The 17,755-nt window shown below is 52.8% G+C and carries 17 protein-coding genes; 8 read left to right on the forward strand and 9 right to left on the reverse strand.

What is annotated here, in order from left to right; all coding sequences use genetic code 11:
- Positions 1-13: 13 nt before the first annotated feature.
- The 3 genes from LWL52_RS00980 to LWL52_RS00990 form a co-directional block, all read right to left on the reverse strand.
- Positions 14-649, reverse strand: coding sequence for a carboxypeptidase-like regulatory domain-containing protein (locus LWL52_RS00980; RefSeq protein ID WP_242916259.1), 636 nt, complete (start codon positions 647-649; stop codon positions 14-16).
- A gap of 269 nt (positions 650-918) precedes the next feature.
- Positions 919-1,590, reverse strand: coding sequence for a hypothetical protein (locus tag LWL52_RS00985; RefSeq protein ID WP_242916260.1), 672 nt, complete (start codon positions 1,588-1,590; stop codon positions 919-921).
- Positions 1,591-1,901: 311 nt separating this feature from the next.
- On the reverse strand, positions 1,902-3,146 hold the full coding sequence (locus tag LWL52_RS00990) for a metallophosphoesterase (protein WP_242916261.1): 1,245 nt from the start codon (positions 3,144-3,146) through the stop codon (positions 1,902-1,904).
- Between the two features lie 165 nt (positions 3,147-3,311).
- Here LWL52_RS00990 and radC point away from each other — a divergent pair, with 165 nt between their 5' ends.
- Complete coding sequence (radC, locus tag LWL52_RS00995; protein WP_242916262.1) at positions 3,312-4,037, forward strand: RadC family protein; 726 nt, start codon at positions 3,312-3,314, stop codon at positions 4,035-4,037.
- 174 nt (positions 4,038-4,211) lie between these two features.
- Positions 4,212-4,541: an endonuclease domain-containing protein gene (locus LWL52_RS01000; protein ID WP_242916263.1), complete on the forward strand. Its 330-nt coding sequence runs from the start codon at positions 4,212-4,214 to the stop codon at positions 4,539-4,541.
- 100 nt (positions 4,542-4,641) lie between these two features.
- Here the strand turns inward: LWL52_RS01000 and LWL52_RS01005 are convergent, their stop codons facing one another.
- The 5 genes from LWL52_RS01005 to LWL52_RS01025 form a co-directional block, all read right to left on the reverse strand.
- On the reverse strand, positions 4,642-4,842 hold the full coding sequence (locus LWL52_RS01005; protein ID WP_242916264.1) for a YwbE family protein: 201 nt from the start codon (positions 4,840-4,842) through the stop codon (positions 4,642-4,644).
- Between the two features lie 75 nt (positions 4,843-4,917).
- Positions 4,918-5,418 carry a hypothetical protein gene (locus tag LWL52_RS01010; RefSeq protein ID WP_242916265.1) on the reverse strand — a complete coding sequence of 167 codons (501 nt, stop codon included), beginning with the start codon at positions 5,416-5,418 and terminating at the stop codon, positions 4,918-4,920.
- Between the two features lie 12 nt (positions 5,419-5,430).
- Positions 5,431-5,661 carry a hypothetical protein gene (locus LWL52_RS01015; protein ID WP_242916266.1) on the reverse strand — a complete coding sequence of 77 codons (231 nt, stop codon included), beginning with the start codon at positions 5,659-5,661 and terminating at the stop codon, positions 5,431-5,433.
- A gap of 170 nt (positions 5,662-5,831) precedes the next feature.
- Positions 5,832-7,688, reverse strand: coding sequence for a pyruvate kinase (locus LWL52_RS01020; protein ID WP_242916267.1), 1,857 nt, complete (start codon positions 7,686-7,688; stop codon positions 5,832-5,834).
- Between the two features lie 101 nt (positions 7,689-7,789).
- A complete protein-coding gene (locus LWL52_RS01025) occupies positions 7,790-8,605 on the reverse strand; it encodes a DUF1206 domain-containing protein (protein ID WP_242916268.1) in 816 nt (271 codons plus the stop codon).
- Between the two features lie 215 nt (positions 8,606-8,820).
- Here LWL52_RS01025 and LWL52_RS01030 point away from each other — a divergent pair, with 215 nt between their 5' ends.
- From LWL52_RS01030 to rny, 5 genes are all read left to right on the forward strand, one after another.
- Positions 8,821-9,444, forward strand: coding sequence for a DUF1684 domain-containing protein (locus LWL52_RS01030; RefSeq protein WP_242916269.1), 624 nt, complete (start codon positions 8,821-8,823; stop codon positions 9,442-9,444).
- Between the two features lie 1,065 nt (positions 9,445-10,509).
- Complete coding sequence (pheT, locus tag LWL52_RS01035) at positions 10,510-12,921, forward strand: phenylalanine--tRNA ligase subunit beta (RefSeq protein WP_242916270.1); 2,412 nt, start codon at positions 10,510-10,512, stop codon at positions 12,919-12,921.
- A 4-nt stretch (positions 12,922-12,925) separates the two neighbouring features.
- Positions 12,926-13,222: a hypothetical protein gene (locus tag LWL52_RS01040; RefSeq protein WP_242916271.1), complete on the forward strand. Its 297-nt coding sequence runs from the start codon at positions 12,926-12,928 to the stop codon at positions 13,220-13,222.
- Between the two features lie 78 nt (positions 13,223-13,300).
- A complete protein-coding gene (locus LWL52_RS01045; RefSeq protein WP_242916272.1) occupies positions 13,301-13,588 on the forward strand; it encodes a cell division protein ZapA in 288 nt (95 codons plus the stop codon).
- Between the two features lie 116 nt (positions 13,589-13,704).
- On the forward strand, positions 13,705-15,300 hold the full coding sequence (gene rny, locus LWL52_RS01050; RefSeq protein ID WP_242916273.1) for a ribonuclease Y: 1,596 nt from the start codon (positions 13,705-13,707) through the stop codon (positions 15,298-15,300).
- 783 nt (positions 15,301-16,083) lie between these two features.
- On the opposite strand, the gene LWL52_RS01055 is transcribed toward rny, so the two are convergent.
- Positions 16,084-16,557, reverse strand: coding sequence for a Dps family protein (locus tag LWL52_RS01055; RefSeq protein WP_242916274.1), 474 nt, complete (start codon positions 16,555-16,557; stop codon positions 16,084-16,086).
- A 148-nt stretch (positions 16,558-16,705) separates the two neighbouring features.
- Between LWL52_RS01055 and LWL52_RS01060 the strand changes: the two genes are divergently transcribed.
- On the forward strand, positions 16,706-17,647 hold the full coding sequence (locus LWL52_RS01060) for a hydrogen peroxide-inducible genes activator (protein WP_242916275.1): 942 nt from the start codon (positions 16,706-16,708) through the stop codon (positions 17,645-17,647).
- The last annotated feature ends 108 nt before the right edge of the window (positions 17,648-17,755 follow it).

A 17,755-nucleotide genomic window follows, 5' to 3' on the forward strand; every position in this document is an offset into this window, starting at 1 on the left:
ATGTTTTGCTGCCTTACTCGTAGCCGGTATTATTTTTAAAGAGCCTATTATACTCTTCCCGTTCTTTTCGCTCCTGCTCTGCCTGCTGTTGCCGGAGCAGCTCGTTGAGCTTGCGCTTTTCTTTTCCTTCTTTCGAGAGCATGTCGTAGAGCAAGGTGGCAGGGCTGGCAATGGTAGCGGCGGGCGCAGCCGGCGGCGGGGGCGGCTCCAACCCCGGAATATGGCCGGGGCGCTTTACCTGGCTGGTTTGCTCGTGCTTCATGTTGCGCAGGGCCCGCTGGATCATCTCCGGCGAGGGGCGGCTGGTTACTTCCACTTCGCCCAGCAACACGCTGTCTTCTTTCATGATAATGTTAACGCGAAGCTCCGATACCGGCAATTGCTTGGGCAGGTAAAGCACCGGCTTAAAGCCTACCGCCCGAATCAGCAGGGTATCTTCCTGGGCAATATCGATTCTGAACTGCCCCTCTTTATCGGTGAGCACGCCCAGCTTGCTGCTCACTTTTACAATCGTAGCGCCGGGTATGGGGGTTTTGCGGTCGGGCTGCAATACCGTACCACTAAGCCGGATACTTTTCTGGGCCATAGCAGGCAGGCCGCAGCAAAGCAGGACAAACAGGAAGAAGTAATGCAAGGGCAGTTTCCGCATGAACACGAATGGAAGGCCGCAGCTGCGGCAGTCAGGATTTACTAAGTACGCCAAAGTTGGCCAAAAAGTATGCCATCATCAAAAATATGGCAATCTTAATATGTGTGGAAGTATCGGAAGTATAAAATAGCGAAAGCCTGTAGCTACGGGCGCTACAGGCTTTCAAGAATGTATACGACTGATATACAGGTATGTTATGATTTTAGAGGCTTGTTTTAGCTTCGGGCCTAATATTTTTCTGAGGCCCGCGTGCCAGCCACTTTCGCCTGCTATTCAGCTACCTTATACTTGCCGCGGTTCTTTTCATACTTGGTCCATTGCTCGGGTGTCAGGATCGCTTTTAGCTCCTTATCGGTTTGCGCGATAATGTTTTTCCGGGCGTTTTCAGTGTTCTGGGCGCTAGGCTGTTGGGTGGAGCCGGTACCGGTGGGGTTTGAAACGTTGCCGCTGCCTTGCTGCTCATTTGCCCCTTTGTTTGCCGCATTGCCGGCATAAACGTCGCCTTTGTTATTGGGACGGTTCGGGTCGCTGGTGGTGTTTTTGTTAGTGGCGGTATCGTTTTCGGTATCATTCCGGGGTTCGCCGCCCATGTTGCCGCTGGCGTTAGCGGTAGCCGTATTCCCAAGTTGCCCGATCTGCTGCTCCCTGGTAAGCAGCACCTGCATTACCTTGTTCTGGGTGGGTTGGTCCAAGTTCAGGTCCGAAGCCATCTGCCCGGCTACGATCTCAGCCCGCTTGCGGTACAGTTCGGGGGCGCCTTCTTCTGTGCCGGTCGCTGTTTGGGAAGGGTTGTTGCCATAGCCCCGGATGTGGTCGGGATCCACGTTCTCGTCATCATTGGCCGAGGCTACTTCTGTGGAAGTGCCTTTCTCTTTGGTGTTGCAGGAAGTGGCAAAAAAAATGGCGCTGCTGGCAACAATCGTATATAATACCTTTTTCATAGCTCGTTTGGGGTTTAGTTGAAGATCAACCTTTTTTGGATTTAAAAATAGTATAAATCTAATGGATGGGTGCCTTAGGTTTTACGAAAGGGTTCCTATAATGTTTGTGCCACCAGCAGGGCAGGTGGTTCTGAAATCAAGTATCTGCTTTAGCAATCTAGTACAATAGGTGCCTTGCTGCGGAGGCCGCACGTGCCGGCTGCGCCAGGCATAAGGGTGGACGGTAAAGTATGGGGAAGAAAAGGAATTATACTTATCAAAGGTGAAACTTAAAAGGCCTGCCATTGCGGACCAGCCTTTTTAGGTAGGGCTCAGGCGCGTTTCAGCTCAAAAACAGTGATCTCGGGCAGAAAGCCTACCCGCCCCGGATAGCCTAAAAAGCCAAGGCCGGTGTTTACATACAGGTGCTGCCGCCCTTTTTTGTAGAGGCCCGCCCATTGCTTATACATATACTGCACCGGGCTCCACTTCCAGCCAAACAGGTTCACGCCAAACTGCATGCCGTGCGTGTGGCCCGAAAGCATCAGGTCGATATCAGGGTAGCGGGTAATTACCTCGCCATCCCAGTGCGAGGGGTCGTGGGAGAGCAGCACCTTAAATGGCGCTTCTTCCACGCCGGCATAGGCTTTGTCGAGGCGGCCATACTTCGGAAAGCCTGCGCGGTTTCCCCAGTTCTCCACCCCAAGTATGGCAATATGTTGGCCGCCTTTGGCAATCATGCGGTTTTCGTTTATCAGAATATCCCAGCCCATTTTGCCGTGGCTCTCGATGAGCGTGAGCAGGTTGCGCTGCTTGGCCTCGGCGCTGGGCCAGGATACATAGTCGCCGTAATCGTGGTTGCCCAGCACCGAGAAAACCCCGTCTTTAGCCCTGATCTGCTGCAGGGTGCTCATGTGCTGCTGCACCTCTACGGCCTGGTTGTTCACCAGATCGCCGGTAAAGAACACCAGGTCGGCCTGCTGGCTGTTGATCAGGCGCACGGCCTCTTTTAGCGGTTCTGAAGAAGGAAAGCTGCCGGTATGCAGGTCCGAAATCTGCAGCATCTTATACCCGTCGAAGGCCTGCGGCAGGTTCGGGAAGTGCAGCGTGAGGCGCTTTACGCGGTATTCGTAGGCACCCTTCACCATCCCCCAGATAAAGGCGGTGAACGGAACAGCTGCCAGCAGCAGGCCAAGTTGGCTCAGGAGCTTGCTGCGTGCCGTATCAAAGGCAGGTGCCATCCCGGCGCTGTTCAGGGCCAGCTTGCCGATGCGCAGCACATCATCGAGCATCAGGAACGCCACCATGACCAGTTTAGAGGCAAAAAAGATAAAAAGGCTGCTGACCAGGTAGGTCTGCATCGTGCCCGCAGGTCTGCGGCGGGTAAAAGAGAAAAGCGCAAAAGTGCCTGCCGTGAGAGTAAAAACGGCCCAGTAACCTATGTATAGCAGCTGCTGCGCGAAGGGTGCCAGGTTTTGAGAAACTACCCGGATGGCCTGGAAAACATACAGGTCGATCAGGAAAAGGAGCAGGCACACGACTCCGATAGAAAGGAACTTAGAAAAAAATCGTTGCATAGGGAGGTGGCGCCTTTGCCGGAAAGTGGCCCGGGTTAGCGCCGGTAAATTTTTAGATATCCGATATAAAATAATTTTTGATGCCGCGACAGCCGCACTGAACTAATTTGTATTAATTCCGCTTTTATTAGCAACATTTACTTGCTCATCAAAATCTGTACTGTTGTGAAAGATACTGTCCTTGCTGCCGAAGTTGTGCCTTACCAGGTATCGTTGAACATTAAAACCTGGGCCGAGGAAGACCGCCCGCGCGAAAAACTGCTGCTCAAAGGCAAGGCCGCCCTCAGCGATGCCGAACTGATCGCCATCCTCATTGGCTCGGGCACAGCCAAACTGACAGCAGTGGATGTGGCCAAGCTTATACTTAGCGCCGTGGGCAACGACCTGAACGAACTGGCCCGCCTCACAGTAAAAGATCTGATGAAGCACAAAGGCATTGGTGAGGCAAAAGCCATTACCATTGTGAGCGCCCTGGACCTGGGCCGCCGCCGCAAAGAGACCGCTGCCGTTGCCAAAACCTGCATCACCTGCTCTACCGATATCTACAACTACATAAAGCCGCAATTGTTGGACCTGCCGCACGAAGAATTCTGGATCATTCTGCTGAACCGGGCCAACGTGGTGATGAAAAAGGAAAGCATCAGCTCGGGGGGCGTGGCCGGCACCGTAGCCGATCCGAAGATCATCTTCAAAAAAGCGCTGGAGCAGCTCGCCAGCTCGGTTATACTGGTGCACAACCATCCCAGCGGCAACCTCAAACCTAGCGCCGCCGACATCTCCCTCACCAAGAAAATGAAAGAAGCCGGTCAGTTCCTCGACCTGCCCATACTCGACCATATCATCTTTACCGATACCGACTACTACAGCTTCGCCGACGAAGGAATGCTGTGAGTTAGAAAGTCAGAGAGTTAAAAAGTTAGAAAGTTAAAGGGTATGAGTGAAGAGGTAGAAGGCTAAAGAAGTATAAGCGGAGCAAACCATTCCCCAAACGTCCCCCTTTGAAGGGGGTAGGGGGATGATTTACACCAGCAGATATCCCAGAGATTAAAGTATAAAATAAGACCAATGATGGCGCCAAACAGCGGCTATAACAAAAAGCTTCAGCCTTTTGCTAAAGCACTTCGCAGCACATCTACCAAAGCAGAGGTTAGGCTATGGTGCGAAGTGTTGCGCAACGGTAAACTGGGCTATCCGTTCCTGAGGCAGCGGCCCCTGCTCAACTACATTGCCGATTTTATGTGCAAAGAGCTAAAGCTCATCATCGAGGTGGATGGCTATACCCACAAGTTTAAGACAGTAGAAGATATGGAAAGAGACAGCGTACTGGCGGGAAATGGCTTTACAACCCTACGGTTTACGGATGAGGAAGAGATGAAGGATTTGCCCAATGTGTAACGCACTATTGAAGTATGGATAACCGACCGACAGGCGTAAATCAACCCCCTGCCCCCTTCAAAGGGGGACCTTTAAATTGGCTTTTAAATACAACTCAACATCAGTCTTCCGGCAGAATTTCCTTCACCCGGCCCACTTCGCCGGTTTCGAGGCGGACTTTGATGCCGTGCGGGTGGGTGGATGAATTAGTCAGAATGTCCTGCACGTAGCCTTCTGTGAGTGCGCCGGTACGCTGGTCTTCCTTCAGCACAATGTTAACATGCAGGCCGGGCTTGATGTCGGCGCGTTTTGTTCCGTTCATACGGGAATGAGGGTTGATGAAAGCCGCAAGATACGACATTTACAGGGATGCGGCAGCACGCTGCTGCTGGTAAAGCTAGCGTTGCAGGGTAACAATGTTGAGATAGGGCTCGTCGGGGTCGAAGCTGAAGCGGGCAGGCGCGGTTACGTCCTGCTGTTTTACTTCTACCCGGGCAATATCGGGCAGGTACGCCAGCAGCAGTTCCGGCTTGCTGACCAGCTTATCATCAATAGCGATTTTCAGGTTTTGCTGCTGCGCCGGTACCTTAAAAGCGGCGTATACTTCCTGCAGCCGTGCCAGTTTGGTATCATTCTTCAAGGTCATCACCACTGCGCCAGCCTTCGCCTTATCGCCATACTTGGCTATTGCGACGGGGCCTTTCAACACGTCCATCCGCTGGATATGATCCGGGTGCAGAACCAGGGCGTTCATCGCCCCTTCTTCGGAGCCGACGAGCAGGTAGGGCCGCGGCTGCGTTATACTTACCTGTTTGGTGATAGTGGCAGGCATGAGTTGCTGCGCCTGGGCCGCCAGGGCAAGTATAAAAAGCACTGCAATACATGCGAATTGTTTCATAAGGGAAGCGGGTTAGTTATTTAGCTGGCGGATGTGTTTATCGGTGGGGTGTTGGGCCTTATGCTCCTCCGTTACATGCTTGATGTGGATAAAGATTCCCGTAAGAATCAGCAGGTGGCCCGCCAGAATCAGGTGCAGGTCCAGGTTGTTGGCGCTGAGGTGCAGCAGCCGTAGCAGAAAGCCTCCTGCTATCATCAGCGCTGCCACTACATAAAAAGCTCTCCGAATGTTTGTCCTGTTCATATCAACTATACTTGGTAAAACATTGCTTCTGGTGTCCCGCCACAGCGGGCAGCGCCAGTATAACGTAGCTCGATAGGTAAATTTATATAAAAACGGGGTTAAATAACAAATTATTATTCTCAAAATGAAGCAAGTATCGCTAAAAGGTATTTAAGAGACCTCAAAAAATGCTACTCCGGATCCCCGGCCAACCCCTCCAGCGCAGAGATATGCAGGCTGCGCAGCATGGATGTTTTCTTGTGCTGATGGGCCTGCATGCGGTTCAGGATATCGTCGAGTAGCTGGATGGCCTGCACAATGTAGGGGCCTTTGTTCAGCATTACGCAATCGGCGCGCTGGGCCATGGCAGCATCGGTGATCTCGGCCCGGGAGGGGCGGCCTTTTTTTGCCAGTGTTTCCAATACCTGTGTGGCCCAAACCACCGGCAGGTGTGCCGCCTCGCTTAGCCACAGGATCTCTTCCTGCACTTCGGCCAGCCGCTGCCAGCCACATTCCACGGCCAGGTCGCCGCGCGCAATCATAATGCCGGCCGGGTAGCTGCGCATCACGGCCAGCAGTAGGGGCGCCAGGTTGCGGAAGCCTTCCTTGGTCTCGATCTTGAGCATAATGCCTGTGTCTTCGGCATTCAGCTCCCGGAGTTGCTCCTGCAGGGCTTCTACCATCGTGGTGTCGTTCACAAACGAAAGGCCCACCATGTCGGCATGCTGCGCTACAAAGCGCAGGTCTGCTTTGTCTTTATCGGTGAGGCCGTACAGGTGCAGTTTAGTGTCGGGCAGGTTGATGCCATTATCTGCCCGGAGCTTGCTGCCTGTGTCGCTGGCGTAGGTGATTTTTACCAGCAACTGTTCCGGGCTCACCTGCTGCACCTGGCCTTCTATCTTGCCGTCGTTAAACAGGATAGGTTGGCCGGGCTTTACATGCGCAAACACCTCGGGCAGCGTGCACGAAATATGTGCCGGCTGCACCACATGGCCCTGGGCATCATACTGTGCGGCCTCGCCCGGTAGTGGCGCTTTTGTAAGCACCAGTATGTCGTTTTTCCGGAGCAGTAAAGGATGTTCGAAAGCCGGTAGTTGCCCAACTTTGGTGGAGCGCTCCAGCACCGTATCTGCCTTTACTTTCAGCTCGGTGCCTGTGGTGATGTAGGAGCTTTTGAGCAGGTGTGTCAGTACGCCCCGGGCCTCTTTTAGTACCACGGCCAGGTGGCGGTGCCGCCCGCGCGTATCGGTAAAGGAAAGCGTGTCGCCGGGTTGCAGTTGGGCCAGCCAGTCCGCATCTACGGGCAGGATGGCATCGGGCTGCAGCGGCGGTTCCGCACTCGGCGGCGCCAGCCATACTTTGGCAGGAGCCATTACCTGGCCCAGCTCGTTCTGCACCGGTTGTATCACCAGCAGGGGCGGGGAAGGTTTCAAGGGACCGGTGCGCAGCTTCGGGCCCATCAAATCCATCAGGATGTGGCACGGAATATCAAGCTCGCTGCTGGCCTTGCGCACCTGCTGTACCATCCGCAGCCATACTTCCTCTCCGTCGTGGGCACAGTTAATGCGGGCGCAGTTCATCCCAGCTTTCAGCAGGCGGCAAACCAGGTCATAGTCGTCTGCCAGGTCCGACGAAAACGTTACCATGATGCGGGTGCTACGGTTGCCGGGCGCGGGGCCTAGCAAAGCTTTGGTGTGGCTGGCAAGCAGGGGCTGGTTTTCTGCAAACGAAACGGCCAGATGCTCCTCCCTGGGCTCGCAACTGGCCAGGAAGCACAGCTGGTGGCGCACGGCCTGCAGGCTGGCAAGCACATGCCCTTCGGCGCGCCCCAGCGAGGAAAGCCCGAGCCGTGCCAGCGACGCCTGCAGCTCCCGGATGTCATGCTGCCGCAGGGCCAGGTAGTGGAGCAGGTTGCGGGCACTGTTCCGGAAAGCAGGATATACTTTCTGAATGGCCGGCGCAAATTTCTGTTCCAGTTCCAGGGCTTGCGAGTGCAACAGGTCCAGTTGCGCGATCAGGTCTTTGTAATGCTTGTCAGGATGTGGCATGGCTATTTGCAGAAGGTATATCTTACAAACTGTCTTTAGACGGCTTGGGTTATAGCGAAAGCGGGCAGAGCAGTGGCTTTAATAGTATGGCCTAGTAGTGCTTACTCTTTATCCGGGTTATCGGCAGCGCCTAGGGCAAACATAAAAAGGCCATAGCAGATCGTGCCGACCGCCACGGCAATAAAGTAGAAATGCCCGACCCGGTCGCCGATAAAATCAAAGGCCTTGTCCGTGTTCACCACATAGCGGGCATTTTCCAGAACACCCGCTTTAAGGAAGAAAAAGCCAATAATTCCCAGAATGATCCCCCGGGCGACATAGCCTGCCCAGGCCAGGGGATGCACCAGCGGCTTCAGAATGGCATACAGGCGGTCGATGTCCAACCTTTCCTTATACCCTTTTGTGATTCCGTAGAGCAGCTGCACAATAGCCGTTATCAAGATGATCAGGCCCGCGCCGATAATAGCCCAATTGCCCATGTTGTGCTGCAATAGCTGGCTTACAAGCTGGCGTTGTTCCTGGGGCTGTCCGTTTTCGGGGATGTTGCTGATGCCAAGCAAAACTGCAATGGCCGCATAAGCAATAAAGGCATCAGCTACCGAGCTCAAGGCAATGCCGACCCGCAGGGCGATGCCTTTTAGCTGCCTGCCGTAGCCGTAAGGGTCTTTCAGGCTTTCGTAGATGCGCCAGATAATATAACTCACCGAGCCAAGCAGGATGATCCAGACAAACACTCTTCCGATGGTATAATCACTCAGGTAAGCAAGCAGGCTGCTTTCATCTGCGCCGCCCTGCTTGAGCCTTAAAAAGGAAAGTATGGCAATGACCCCGATGGCCACGTAAATGAGCCCGGTAGAAAAACACCCGTAAACGGGCAGCAGGCAAATCCAGCGTTTTATCTGTTTTGTGGCGTGCATGGATCGGGATTAGGGTTCTGAGGTGATCGGCTAACGTATTGGTGCGCTCTAAACAGAGTAGTATACTTGCTGCTAACAACATCTTGTTACGTAAGTGCAACCCCTTGCTAATTATACCTTATACTTTATCAATTCATCCCTACGTTAACGAAGCGTAATATTCTGCTGCTCTCCCCAAAATTTCCGACCTTTGCCCAAACCACTGTATTATCCTTATGTCACGACCGCTGAGACTGATCATATTTGCCGGCATTGTACTGGTGCTTTTCTATTTTGTAAAAGATACCCTTTTCAACGACGACAACTACATCAAACCGCTGCTGCAGGAGCGCCAGAACAAGGAACTCTCGTTCCGGAGCCGTGAGAACTCGCCGTTTACCGAAGATGGCCGCCGGGCATTCAAGGGCCTGACCTATTATGAGCCCAACCTGGCTTACCGCGTGAAAGCGCAGCTGCAGGCCATTCCGAAGCAGGACACAGTGCAGATGAAGATGAATAACGGCACGTCGGAACCCTACCTGCGCTATGCCACAGCCACCTTCGAGCTGGAAGGACAGCCCCAGCGCCTTACCTTGTTCAAGCGCCTGAGCGGTGAGAAGCAGGAGGAGCTGTTTGTGCCCTTCACTGACAAGACCAACGGCTTTGAAACGTATGGTGGCGGCCGTTTCCTGGATGTGGCTTATAGAGAGGATGCCAAAACCATTCAGCTGGATTTTAACCGTGCCTACAGCCCTTACTGCAACTATAATCCCGATTACGTGTGCCCCGTGCCCCCGCAGGATAACCGCCTGGCAGTAGCTGTTCCGGCCGGGGAGAAAACCTACGAAGGAGCGCATTAAGGCTTTAACCTAACTCCAGCCCTTTCCTGGGAGCAGGGGAGGGCAGGTGTGGCTTATGGTTTTCTGAAGTATAAGCGGAGTGGTACTGAGTCTAACCCCCCTACTCTCTCCTTGTTTTTTGAAGAGGGCCCCTACCCCCAGGAGGGGAGCCTGTAATTACTGCTTGAGAAGTATAAGTGGTGTAGGTTTGGCTTCTTTAGTTTTCTCACAAGATCCTTTCAGGATGACAAAAAGGGAAAGTGTGCTGTTTTGCTAGAGACAAGTATAAGCGGTATAGGTTAGGTGATAACATCCCCCTACCCCCTTCAAAGGGGGACTTTCTGCCGATGGAAGAGCAGCAGCAAGCTTGCGTAGGAAAGGCTTAACCTCCCTTCCACCAAGATCCTTTCAGGATGACAAAAGAGAAGGAGGCAAGGAGAGCAGGTTTATACTTGTACTTCAGCTATACTTTCATAGCAGCTGCCATCGTGCGGACAGGTCGCGACCTGCCCTACAGGGGTATCCACAAGCAAAGGCAGCTGCTATCGAAATCTTCCCAGTCCTTGGGTTGAGCGCCTTGGTGTGTTGCGGTGCCCGTCAGGGCAGCCCGCAGCGTAGCGAGGAGCAGCTTCACGCCACAGTGCGATGCCAAAGGACAAGCCCTCGCGGGCTTGGAGCGCACCAAAGTCAAAAATCAAATAAGGCAAGTATAAAACTGAGCAATACAAGCAGCTAGTAAGTATAGCCAAACTAGCTATAAAACGTAGGAATACACCTAGCTACCAAGTATAGCCTAAGTTATAGAGCAGCATCTACAGCCACTACCAAGTATAACCAAAAGTAAAACGAAGCATCAACCAGCGGCTACCGAATATACCAACTAGTATAAACTACCACAGCAACCCCAAGCTGCCAACTATAACCGAAAGCACACCTCAGCATAAAACGGCAATAGCCTGTTACTCCCCAGCAACCCTTCTTTCAGACATTTTTCCTGGCCTTGCGCCACTAAACAGAATTATGCTTAATTTTGAAGAACAGGAGCTGCTTTAAAGGCGGTTATACTTTCATACAACAGAAAACAACATGCTGATTTCGTTCGACTGGCTGAAACAACTGATCCACATAGACAAACCTGCAGAGGAAATAGGCACTTTACTTACGGGCGCAGGCCTCGAAGTGGAGGGCATTCATACGTACGAGGCGGTGCAGGGCGGCCTGGAAGGCATTGTGCTGGGGCAGGTGCTCACCTGCGAGCGCCACCCGGATGCCGACCGCCTCAGCATCACCACCGTCGATATTGGCACGGGCACACCGAGCCAGATCGTGTGTGGCGCCCCCAACGTGGGCGCCGGGCAGCGCGTGGTGGTGGCTACTGTTAACAGCACGCTGTACCCCACGGGCGGCGAACCTTTTAAGATCAAGAAATCAAAAATACGCGGCGCTGCTTCCGAAGGGATGATCTGCGCCGAGGACGAAATTGGCATCGGTACCTCGCATGCGGGCATCATGGTGCTGGACACCGACCTGCCCAACGGCACACCGGCCGCCGCCTTCTTCGGGCTGGACTCCGACAAAGTGTTCGAGATCGGTCTGACGCCGAACCGGGCCGATGCCGCCTCGCATTACGGCGTGGCCCGCGACCTACAGGCCCTGACCGGTGCCAAAGCAGAACTGCCTTCTGTGGAAGCCTTCGGGGTAAGCAATACCTCCCGAAGTATAACCGTGGAAGTGGAAAATACCGCTGCCTGCCCGCGCTATGCCGGGGTAACAGTTTCAGGTATAAAAGTAGGCCCTTCGCCCGAGTGGATGCAGCGGCGCCTGCGCGCCATCGGCCTCTCGCCCATTAACAACGTGGTGGACGTAACCAACTATGTGCTGCACGAACTGGGCCAGCCGCTGCATGCCTTTGACGCTGACAAGATAAAAGGCGGGAAGATTGTGGTGAAAACCGTGGCCGAGGGCACCGTGTTTAAAACGCTGGATGGCGTGGAGCGCAAGCTGCAGGCTACCGACCTGATGATCTGCAATGCCGAAGAGCCCATGGCGATTGGCGGCGTATTTGGCGGGATAGAATCGGGGGTATCGGCCGAAACAACAAGTATCTTTATCGAAAGCGCATATTTCTCGCCGGACTGGGTGCGCCGCACGGGCATGGCCCACGGCCTGAAAACAGATGCCTCTTTCCGTTTTGAGCGGGGCACCGATCCGGACATGGTCATCACGGCGCTGAAGCGCGCGGCCCTGCTAGTGCAGGAGGTAGCCGGCGGCGAGGTCTCATCCCAAATCGTGGATGTGTACCCCAACCCGATCGGCAGCCGCGAGATTGTGGTAAGTATAGCCCGTATTCACAGCCTGATCGGGCAGCACATCGGCACAGAGCGCATCAAAACGATTCTCACAGACCTGGGCATCACGATCACCGGCGAAACTGAAACGCACCTGACCTTGTCGGTGCCACCGTTTAAGGTGGACGTGACCCGCGAGGCCGATGTGGTGGAAGAAGTGCTGCGTATCTATGGCTTTAACAACATCACGGTAAGCGAGCACATGTCGTCCACGTTTCTGGCCAACTTTCCGCGGCCAAACCCGGAAGATATCACTGACGCTATCATGAGCTATATTGCCGATAACGGCTTCCACGAGATCATTACCAACTCCATTACCAACTCTAATTACTATACACAGGACGGGGAAGAAGCGGGGTTGGTGGAAGTGGTGAACTATAACTCCGAAGACCTGGACGTGTTGCGCAAGAGCATGGTGTTTTCGGGGCTGGAGGTGCTGCGCCGCAACATCAACCGCCGCCAGCGCGACCTGAAGCTTTTTGAATTGGGCAAAGTATACAGCAAGCTGGAAGGCGAATACAAGGAAAGTCGCCGGCTGGCCCTATACCTGGCCGGCAACGTGTCGGCCGAAAGCTGGAAGCAGCCAAGTATAAAAACTGCTTTCCACGACCTGGCAGGCGTGGTGCAGAACGTGCTGCGCAAGCTGAACGCCGGCGATTTTGAGATGCAGCCACTGGCGCCTAACCGCTACCTGCAGCAGGGTATTGCGTATACCAAAAACGGCACGGTGCTGGCTGAGCTTGGTCCGCTGGATGCCCTTGTAGCGCGGCAGATGGAAGTGAAAGAGCAGGTATGGTACGCCGAACTGAACTGGGATTACCTGCTTAAAAAGTATAAAGACAAGCTGACGGCCGAAGAGCTGCCTAAATATCCGGAAGTGCGCCGCGATCTGTCGCTGGTGCTGGATAAAAATGTTACCTTCGACCAAGTCCGCCAGATCGCGTTGCGCACCGAGCGCAAGCTGCTGCAGGATGTGAATGTGTTTGACGTGTACGAGGGCGACAAAATAGAAGCCGGTAAAAAGGCCTATGCCATCAGCTTTACGTTGCTGGACCGCCAGCAAACCCTGACCGATAAGGTGATCGAGAGTACGATGAACCGCCTGATGCAACAATTTGAGAAACAACTGGGAGCTTTTATCCGCAAATAGTGTTATGCCAAAAGAAAAGCAACTACAACAGCTCCAGCATATTGAAGATAAGCTGCGCCGCCTGATCAACCGCTATGCCGATGTGCAGCAGCGCCTTGCCAAAGCCCAGGAAGAAATTCAGGCTCTGGAAGAACAGGTGGCCGAGAAAGAGCAGCAAATAAAAAATTTTCAAAATCAGGAGAATATTGTTAAAATTGTAGACACGATAGCAGGAAACACTGCAAATTCGACAGAGTTAAAGCTCAAACTAAACGAATACATAAGAGAAATCGATAAGTGTATTGCTTACCTGCAGGACTAAAACCCTGCGCGAGTAGGGGCCTGTGAAGGCCCGAAAGCCAGGAGAACCCGGTAAGCTTAACCATTAAAAACGCAACGGATGAGTGAATTAGCAATCAAGATTCGCATCGCGGAACGCGAGTATCCGATGCGGGTGAAAGAAGAAGAGGAAGAAAGGCTGCGGGTAGTAGGCAAACTGCTAAACGAGCGCTTGCGCTTCTTTAAAGACCAGTTTGGGATACAGGAAAAACAGGATTTGCTGGCCATGGTGGCCTTTGAAACCATGGTAGACAAGCTGAAGCTGGAAGATGAGAAAAACGCTCATCAGACCAAAGTAGACCAGCAGCTCAACTTGCTCGACGACCTTTTATCTGCTGCTACCAAATAGCAGGCCGCGCCTCCTTACCGGCTGGCGCCGCTTACACTTCGTTTAGGCTTTAAAGCCATACTTTGTTTTTTGCAGGAACTGCTAGGTGTTTTTATAAACCATAAAAGCAATTAGCTATGTCCATTCTTTATATTTTATTAACCGCTCTTGTTGCGCTCACTGCGGGCGTCTTCATTGGGCGTATGCTGCTGCAGAAAGTGTACAAGCAGCAGGAAGAAGTCGCCCGCCAGACCGCTAAAACCATCATTCGCGAAGCCGAACTGAATGGCGAGAGCATCAAGAAAGACCGCATCCTGGAAGCCAAGGAGAAATACCTGAAGCTTAAGTCGGAGTTCGAGGAGGAGATGAATAAGAAAAAGAACATCATCATCCAGAACGAAAACAAGGTAAAGCAGCGCGAGCAACTGGTAAACAAGCAAATGGAGCAAACCAAGCGCCTCGAAACGGAGCTTGCCAAGGAAAAAGAACAGCTTGCCGCCCAGCTCGACAAAGAAAAGGAGCACTTGCACGCCCAGATGGAGCAGTTGAAAAAGCGCCGGGAAGAAGTAGAGCAGCAGCACCAGGAAATTGTGGACCAGCTGGAAAAAATTGCCGGCCTGACCGCCTCCGAAGCGCGCGAGCAGCTGGTGGAAGCCCTCAAGAGCGAAGCCCAGACACAGGCCTCCTCGCACATCAAAGACATTGTGGCCCAGGCCAAGCTCACTGCTACCAAGGAAGCCAAAAAGATCGTGATCGAGACCATCCAGCGCACGGCGGCAGAGCATGCCATCGAAAACTGCGTGTCGGTATTCAACATCGAAAGCGACGACATCAAAGGCAAGATCATCGGTCGTGAAGGCCGTAACATTCGTGCCCTTGAAGCGGCTACTGGCGTGGAGATCATCGTGGACGATACGCCGGAAGCCATCATCATTTCTGGTTTTGACCCGGTTCGCCGCGAGATTGCCCGTTTATCCTTGCACCGCCTGGTAGCCGACGGTCGTATTCACCCGGCCCGCATCGAGGAAGTGGTCGCCAAAACACGCAAGAACATCGAGGAAGAGATCGTGGAGATCGGCGAGCGCACCGCCATCGATCTGGGTATTCATGGCTTGCATCCGGAACTGATCAAGATGGTGGGCCGCATGCGTTTCCGCTCGTCTTACGGGCAGAACCTGCTGCAGCACTCGCGCGAAGTAGCCAACCTTTGTGCCACCATGGCCGCCGAGCTGGGCCTGAACGTGAAACACGCCAAACGCGCCGGTTTGCTGCATGACATTGGCAAGGTTACGCCGGATGAGCCGGAACTGCCGCACGCCATTATTGGTATGGAGCTGGCCAAGAAGTATAAGGAGCATCCGGATGTGGTAAACGCCATTGGTGCCCACCACGACGAAGTGGAAATGACAGCAATGGTATCGCCACTGGTGCAGGCCTGTGACGCGATTTCCGGTTCCAGACCAGGTGCCCGCCGCGAGATCATGGAATCCTACATCAAGCGTTTGAAGGAGCTGGAAGAAACAGCTATCTCGTTTGAAGGTGTTAACCAGTGCTACGCCATCCAGGCCGGCCGTGAGCTGCGCGTAATGGTGGATGCCGATAACGTAACCGATGATAAAGCTGCTCAGATCTCCTTCGACATCTCGCAGAAGATCGAGAAAGAGATGCAGTACCCGGGCCAGATCAAGATCACGGTGATCCGGGAGATGCGCGCCATTAGCTACGCTAAGTAGTATTTGAGTATAAATTAAGGTTAAACCGCCTGCTACAGCTTTTGTAGCAGGCGGTTTTGTTTTGTTATGATCGGGTTATACTTGGTAAGGGACATGTGTAGGTAGCAATTGTACTTCTTCAATTAAAGTCGTTCCGGCTATACTTGATAGCTGGCTGTATTCCTCAGGTTTATACTTTGGCTATACTTGGTAGCTTGTGTTTGATGTGGCAGTTTATACTTCCTGCTATACTTGCTAACCAGCTGTTTTGCTCAGTCTTATACTTGCCTTGTTTCATTTCTGGCTTTGAAGCGCTCCAAGCCCGCGGGGGCTCGTCCTTGCGTTTCGCGCTGCTTTCATTTCCTGCCTTCGTACCTCAGGCTGCCTCACTATCGTTCGTCACCGGAAATTCTCGAGGCGCTTAACCCAAGGACTGGGATCATTTTCGATAGCTCAGCTTTATACTATGCAACTTGAACCAAGTCCCCCTTTGAAGGGGGTAGGGGGATGTTCTTCATTCACCAAGCTACTTATACTTCAGCGCAAGTATAAACTTCCTCGTCATGCCTTTTTGCTTTTGTCATCCTGAAAAGGATCTTGGTGGAAAGGAAACGAAGCCAAAACAACAGAGCTTATCCCTTAGCTAAAGTAGTGGCCGGCTCCCCTCCTTAGATAAGGAGGGACAAGGGGTGGTTGGACCCGGTCCTGAACACCGACAGATCTATAAGGCAGGCGGCCAAGTACGTGCAGACGCCTTTTTAGACTTGTTCTACCGGGCAGCAAGCCAAAGTAGCTGCTACGCTGTTAACTAAGAAAAGCATTCAGCATCCAGAGGATTTTCTCGTTTTCGTTGATATCCTCGCTGAGCATACCTACTGTACCCTCATCGCCTTTATCGGCGGCCAGGATCAGCAGCTCGCGCTCCAGGTTAATGAGCGTGGTCAGGTTTTGATGGGTTGCAGTCACCGTCTCCTTGTCGCCGCTCAGGTTGCTTGTTTCCTGTATGGTCGACACTCGGATGTAATCGGTAAACGTGTGCAGGGGCTTCTGGCCGATCGTTAAAATACGCTCTGCGATCTCGTCGATTTTGGTTAGCGTATTGGTATAAAGTTCTTCAAACTTGGCATGCAGCTGAAAGAAATGCACGCCTTTGATGTTCCAGTGGAAACCGCGCAGGTTCTGGTAGTATAAATGATAGTTGGCCAGTAATTCGTTCAACTTTTCGCCGATCTGCTGGCTGTCTTCTTTCTCTAGTCCTATCTGAGTTAGTTTTCCCATGTCTTATTTTTTATAGAATCGTTATCTTAAGCTACGTGACAAAAGTAAAGTGTATGGTTTGATCAGTCAAATTGATTAATTTTATGTAATTATAGGTAATATCTATAAGTATGCTTGAGAATAGCTTATTCATTTTAAAACCGATCTTATGACGCTGGTACAGCTGGATTATTTACTGGCCGTAGATACCTACCGCCACTTTGCCACGGCAGCAGAACACTGTTTTGTGACGCAACCCACGCTGAGCATGCAGTTACAGAAGCTGGAAGAGGAACTTGGCGTGCAGCTGTTTGACAGAAGCCGGGTGCCGGTGCGCCCTACCGAAATTGGCAAAGAAATTATTGCGCAGGCGCGGATTGTGGCAACCGAAGCTAAAAAGATCCGCGAGATCGTACAGAACCAGCAACTGGAGCTGGCCGGCGAGCTGCGCATTGGCATCATACCCACGCTGGCACCTTACCTGATGCCGCTGTTTATTACCCGTTTTATGCAGAAATATCCGCAGGTGCGGGTGGTGGTACAGGAGCTGCTAACCGACCAGATCATCCAGAAACTGCAACACGAGCAACTGGATGCGGGCCTGCTGGTAACACCCCTGGAAGATAAAAGTATAACGGAAGTTCCCCTGTTCTACGAAGCTTTTGTGGCTTACATAAATCCCGGCCATCCGCTGGCCGACTCGCAAAGTATAAGTCCGGAGCAGCTGGATACCGACGAGCTCTGGGTGCTGAACGAAGGGCATTGTTTCCGGAGCCAGGTACTCAATATCTGCAACCGCGGCGGGAGCGGGCAAACGGGCAATTTCGATTATAAAAGCGGCTCTTTGGAAACCCTGAAACGGTTGGTAGACAGCCAGCGAGGCCTTACGCTGTTGCCCGAGCTGTCGGTGCTGGATATGCCGGCGGAGAAGCGAAAGCTGGTACATCCTTTCACAGCGCCACAGCCCCTGCGTGAGGTAAGCCTGGTAGTGCACCGCAGCTTCCTGAAACGAAAGCTGATTGAGGCGTTGCAACAGGAAATTCTAGCCGCTCTGCCCGATGAGATCCGGAACAGGCAGAAGCAGCAGGTGGTGGAAGTGAGGAGGAGTTAGAAAGTTAGAAAGTTAAAGAGGTGGATAAAAACAAAAAAGGCTACTCCCCGGAGTAGCCTTTTTGTAAAGTCTATAGTCTAATATCTAACGGCTAAAATCTAGTATCTA

Source organism: Pontibacter liquoris (genome assembly GCF_022758235.1).
Lineage (GTDB): Bacteria > Bacteroidota > Bacteroidia > Cytophagales > Hymenobacteraceae > Pontibacter > Pontibacter liquoris.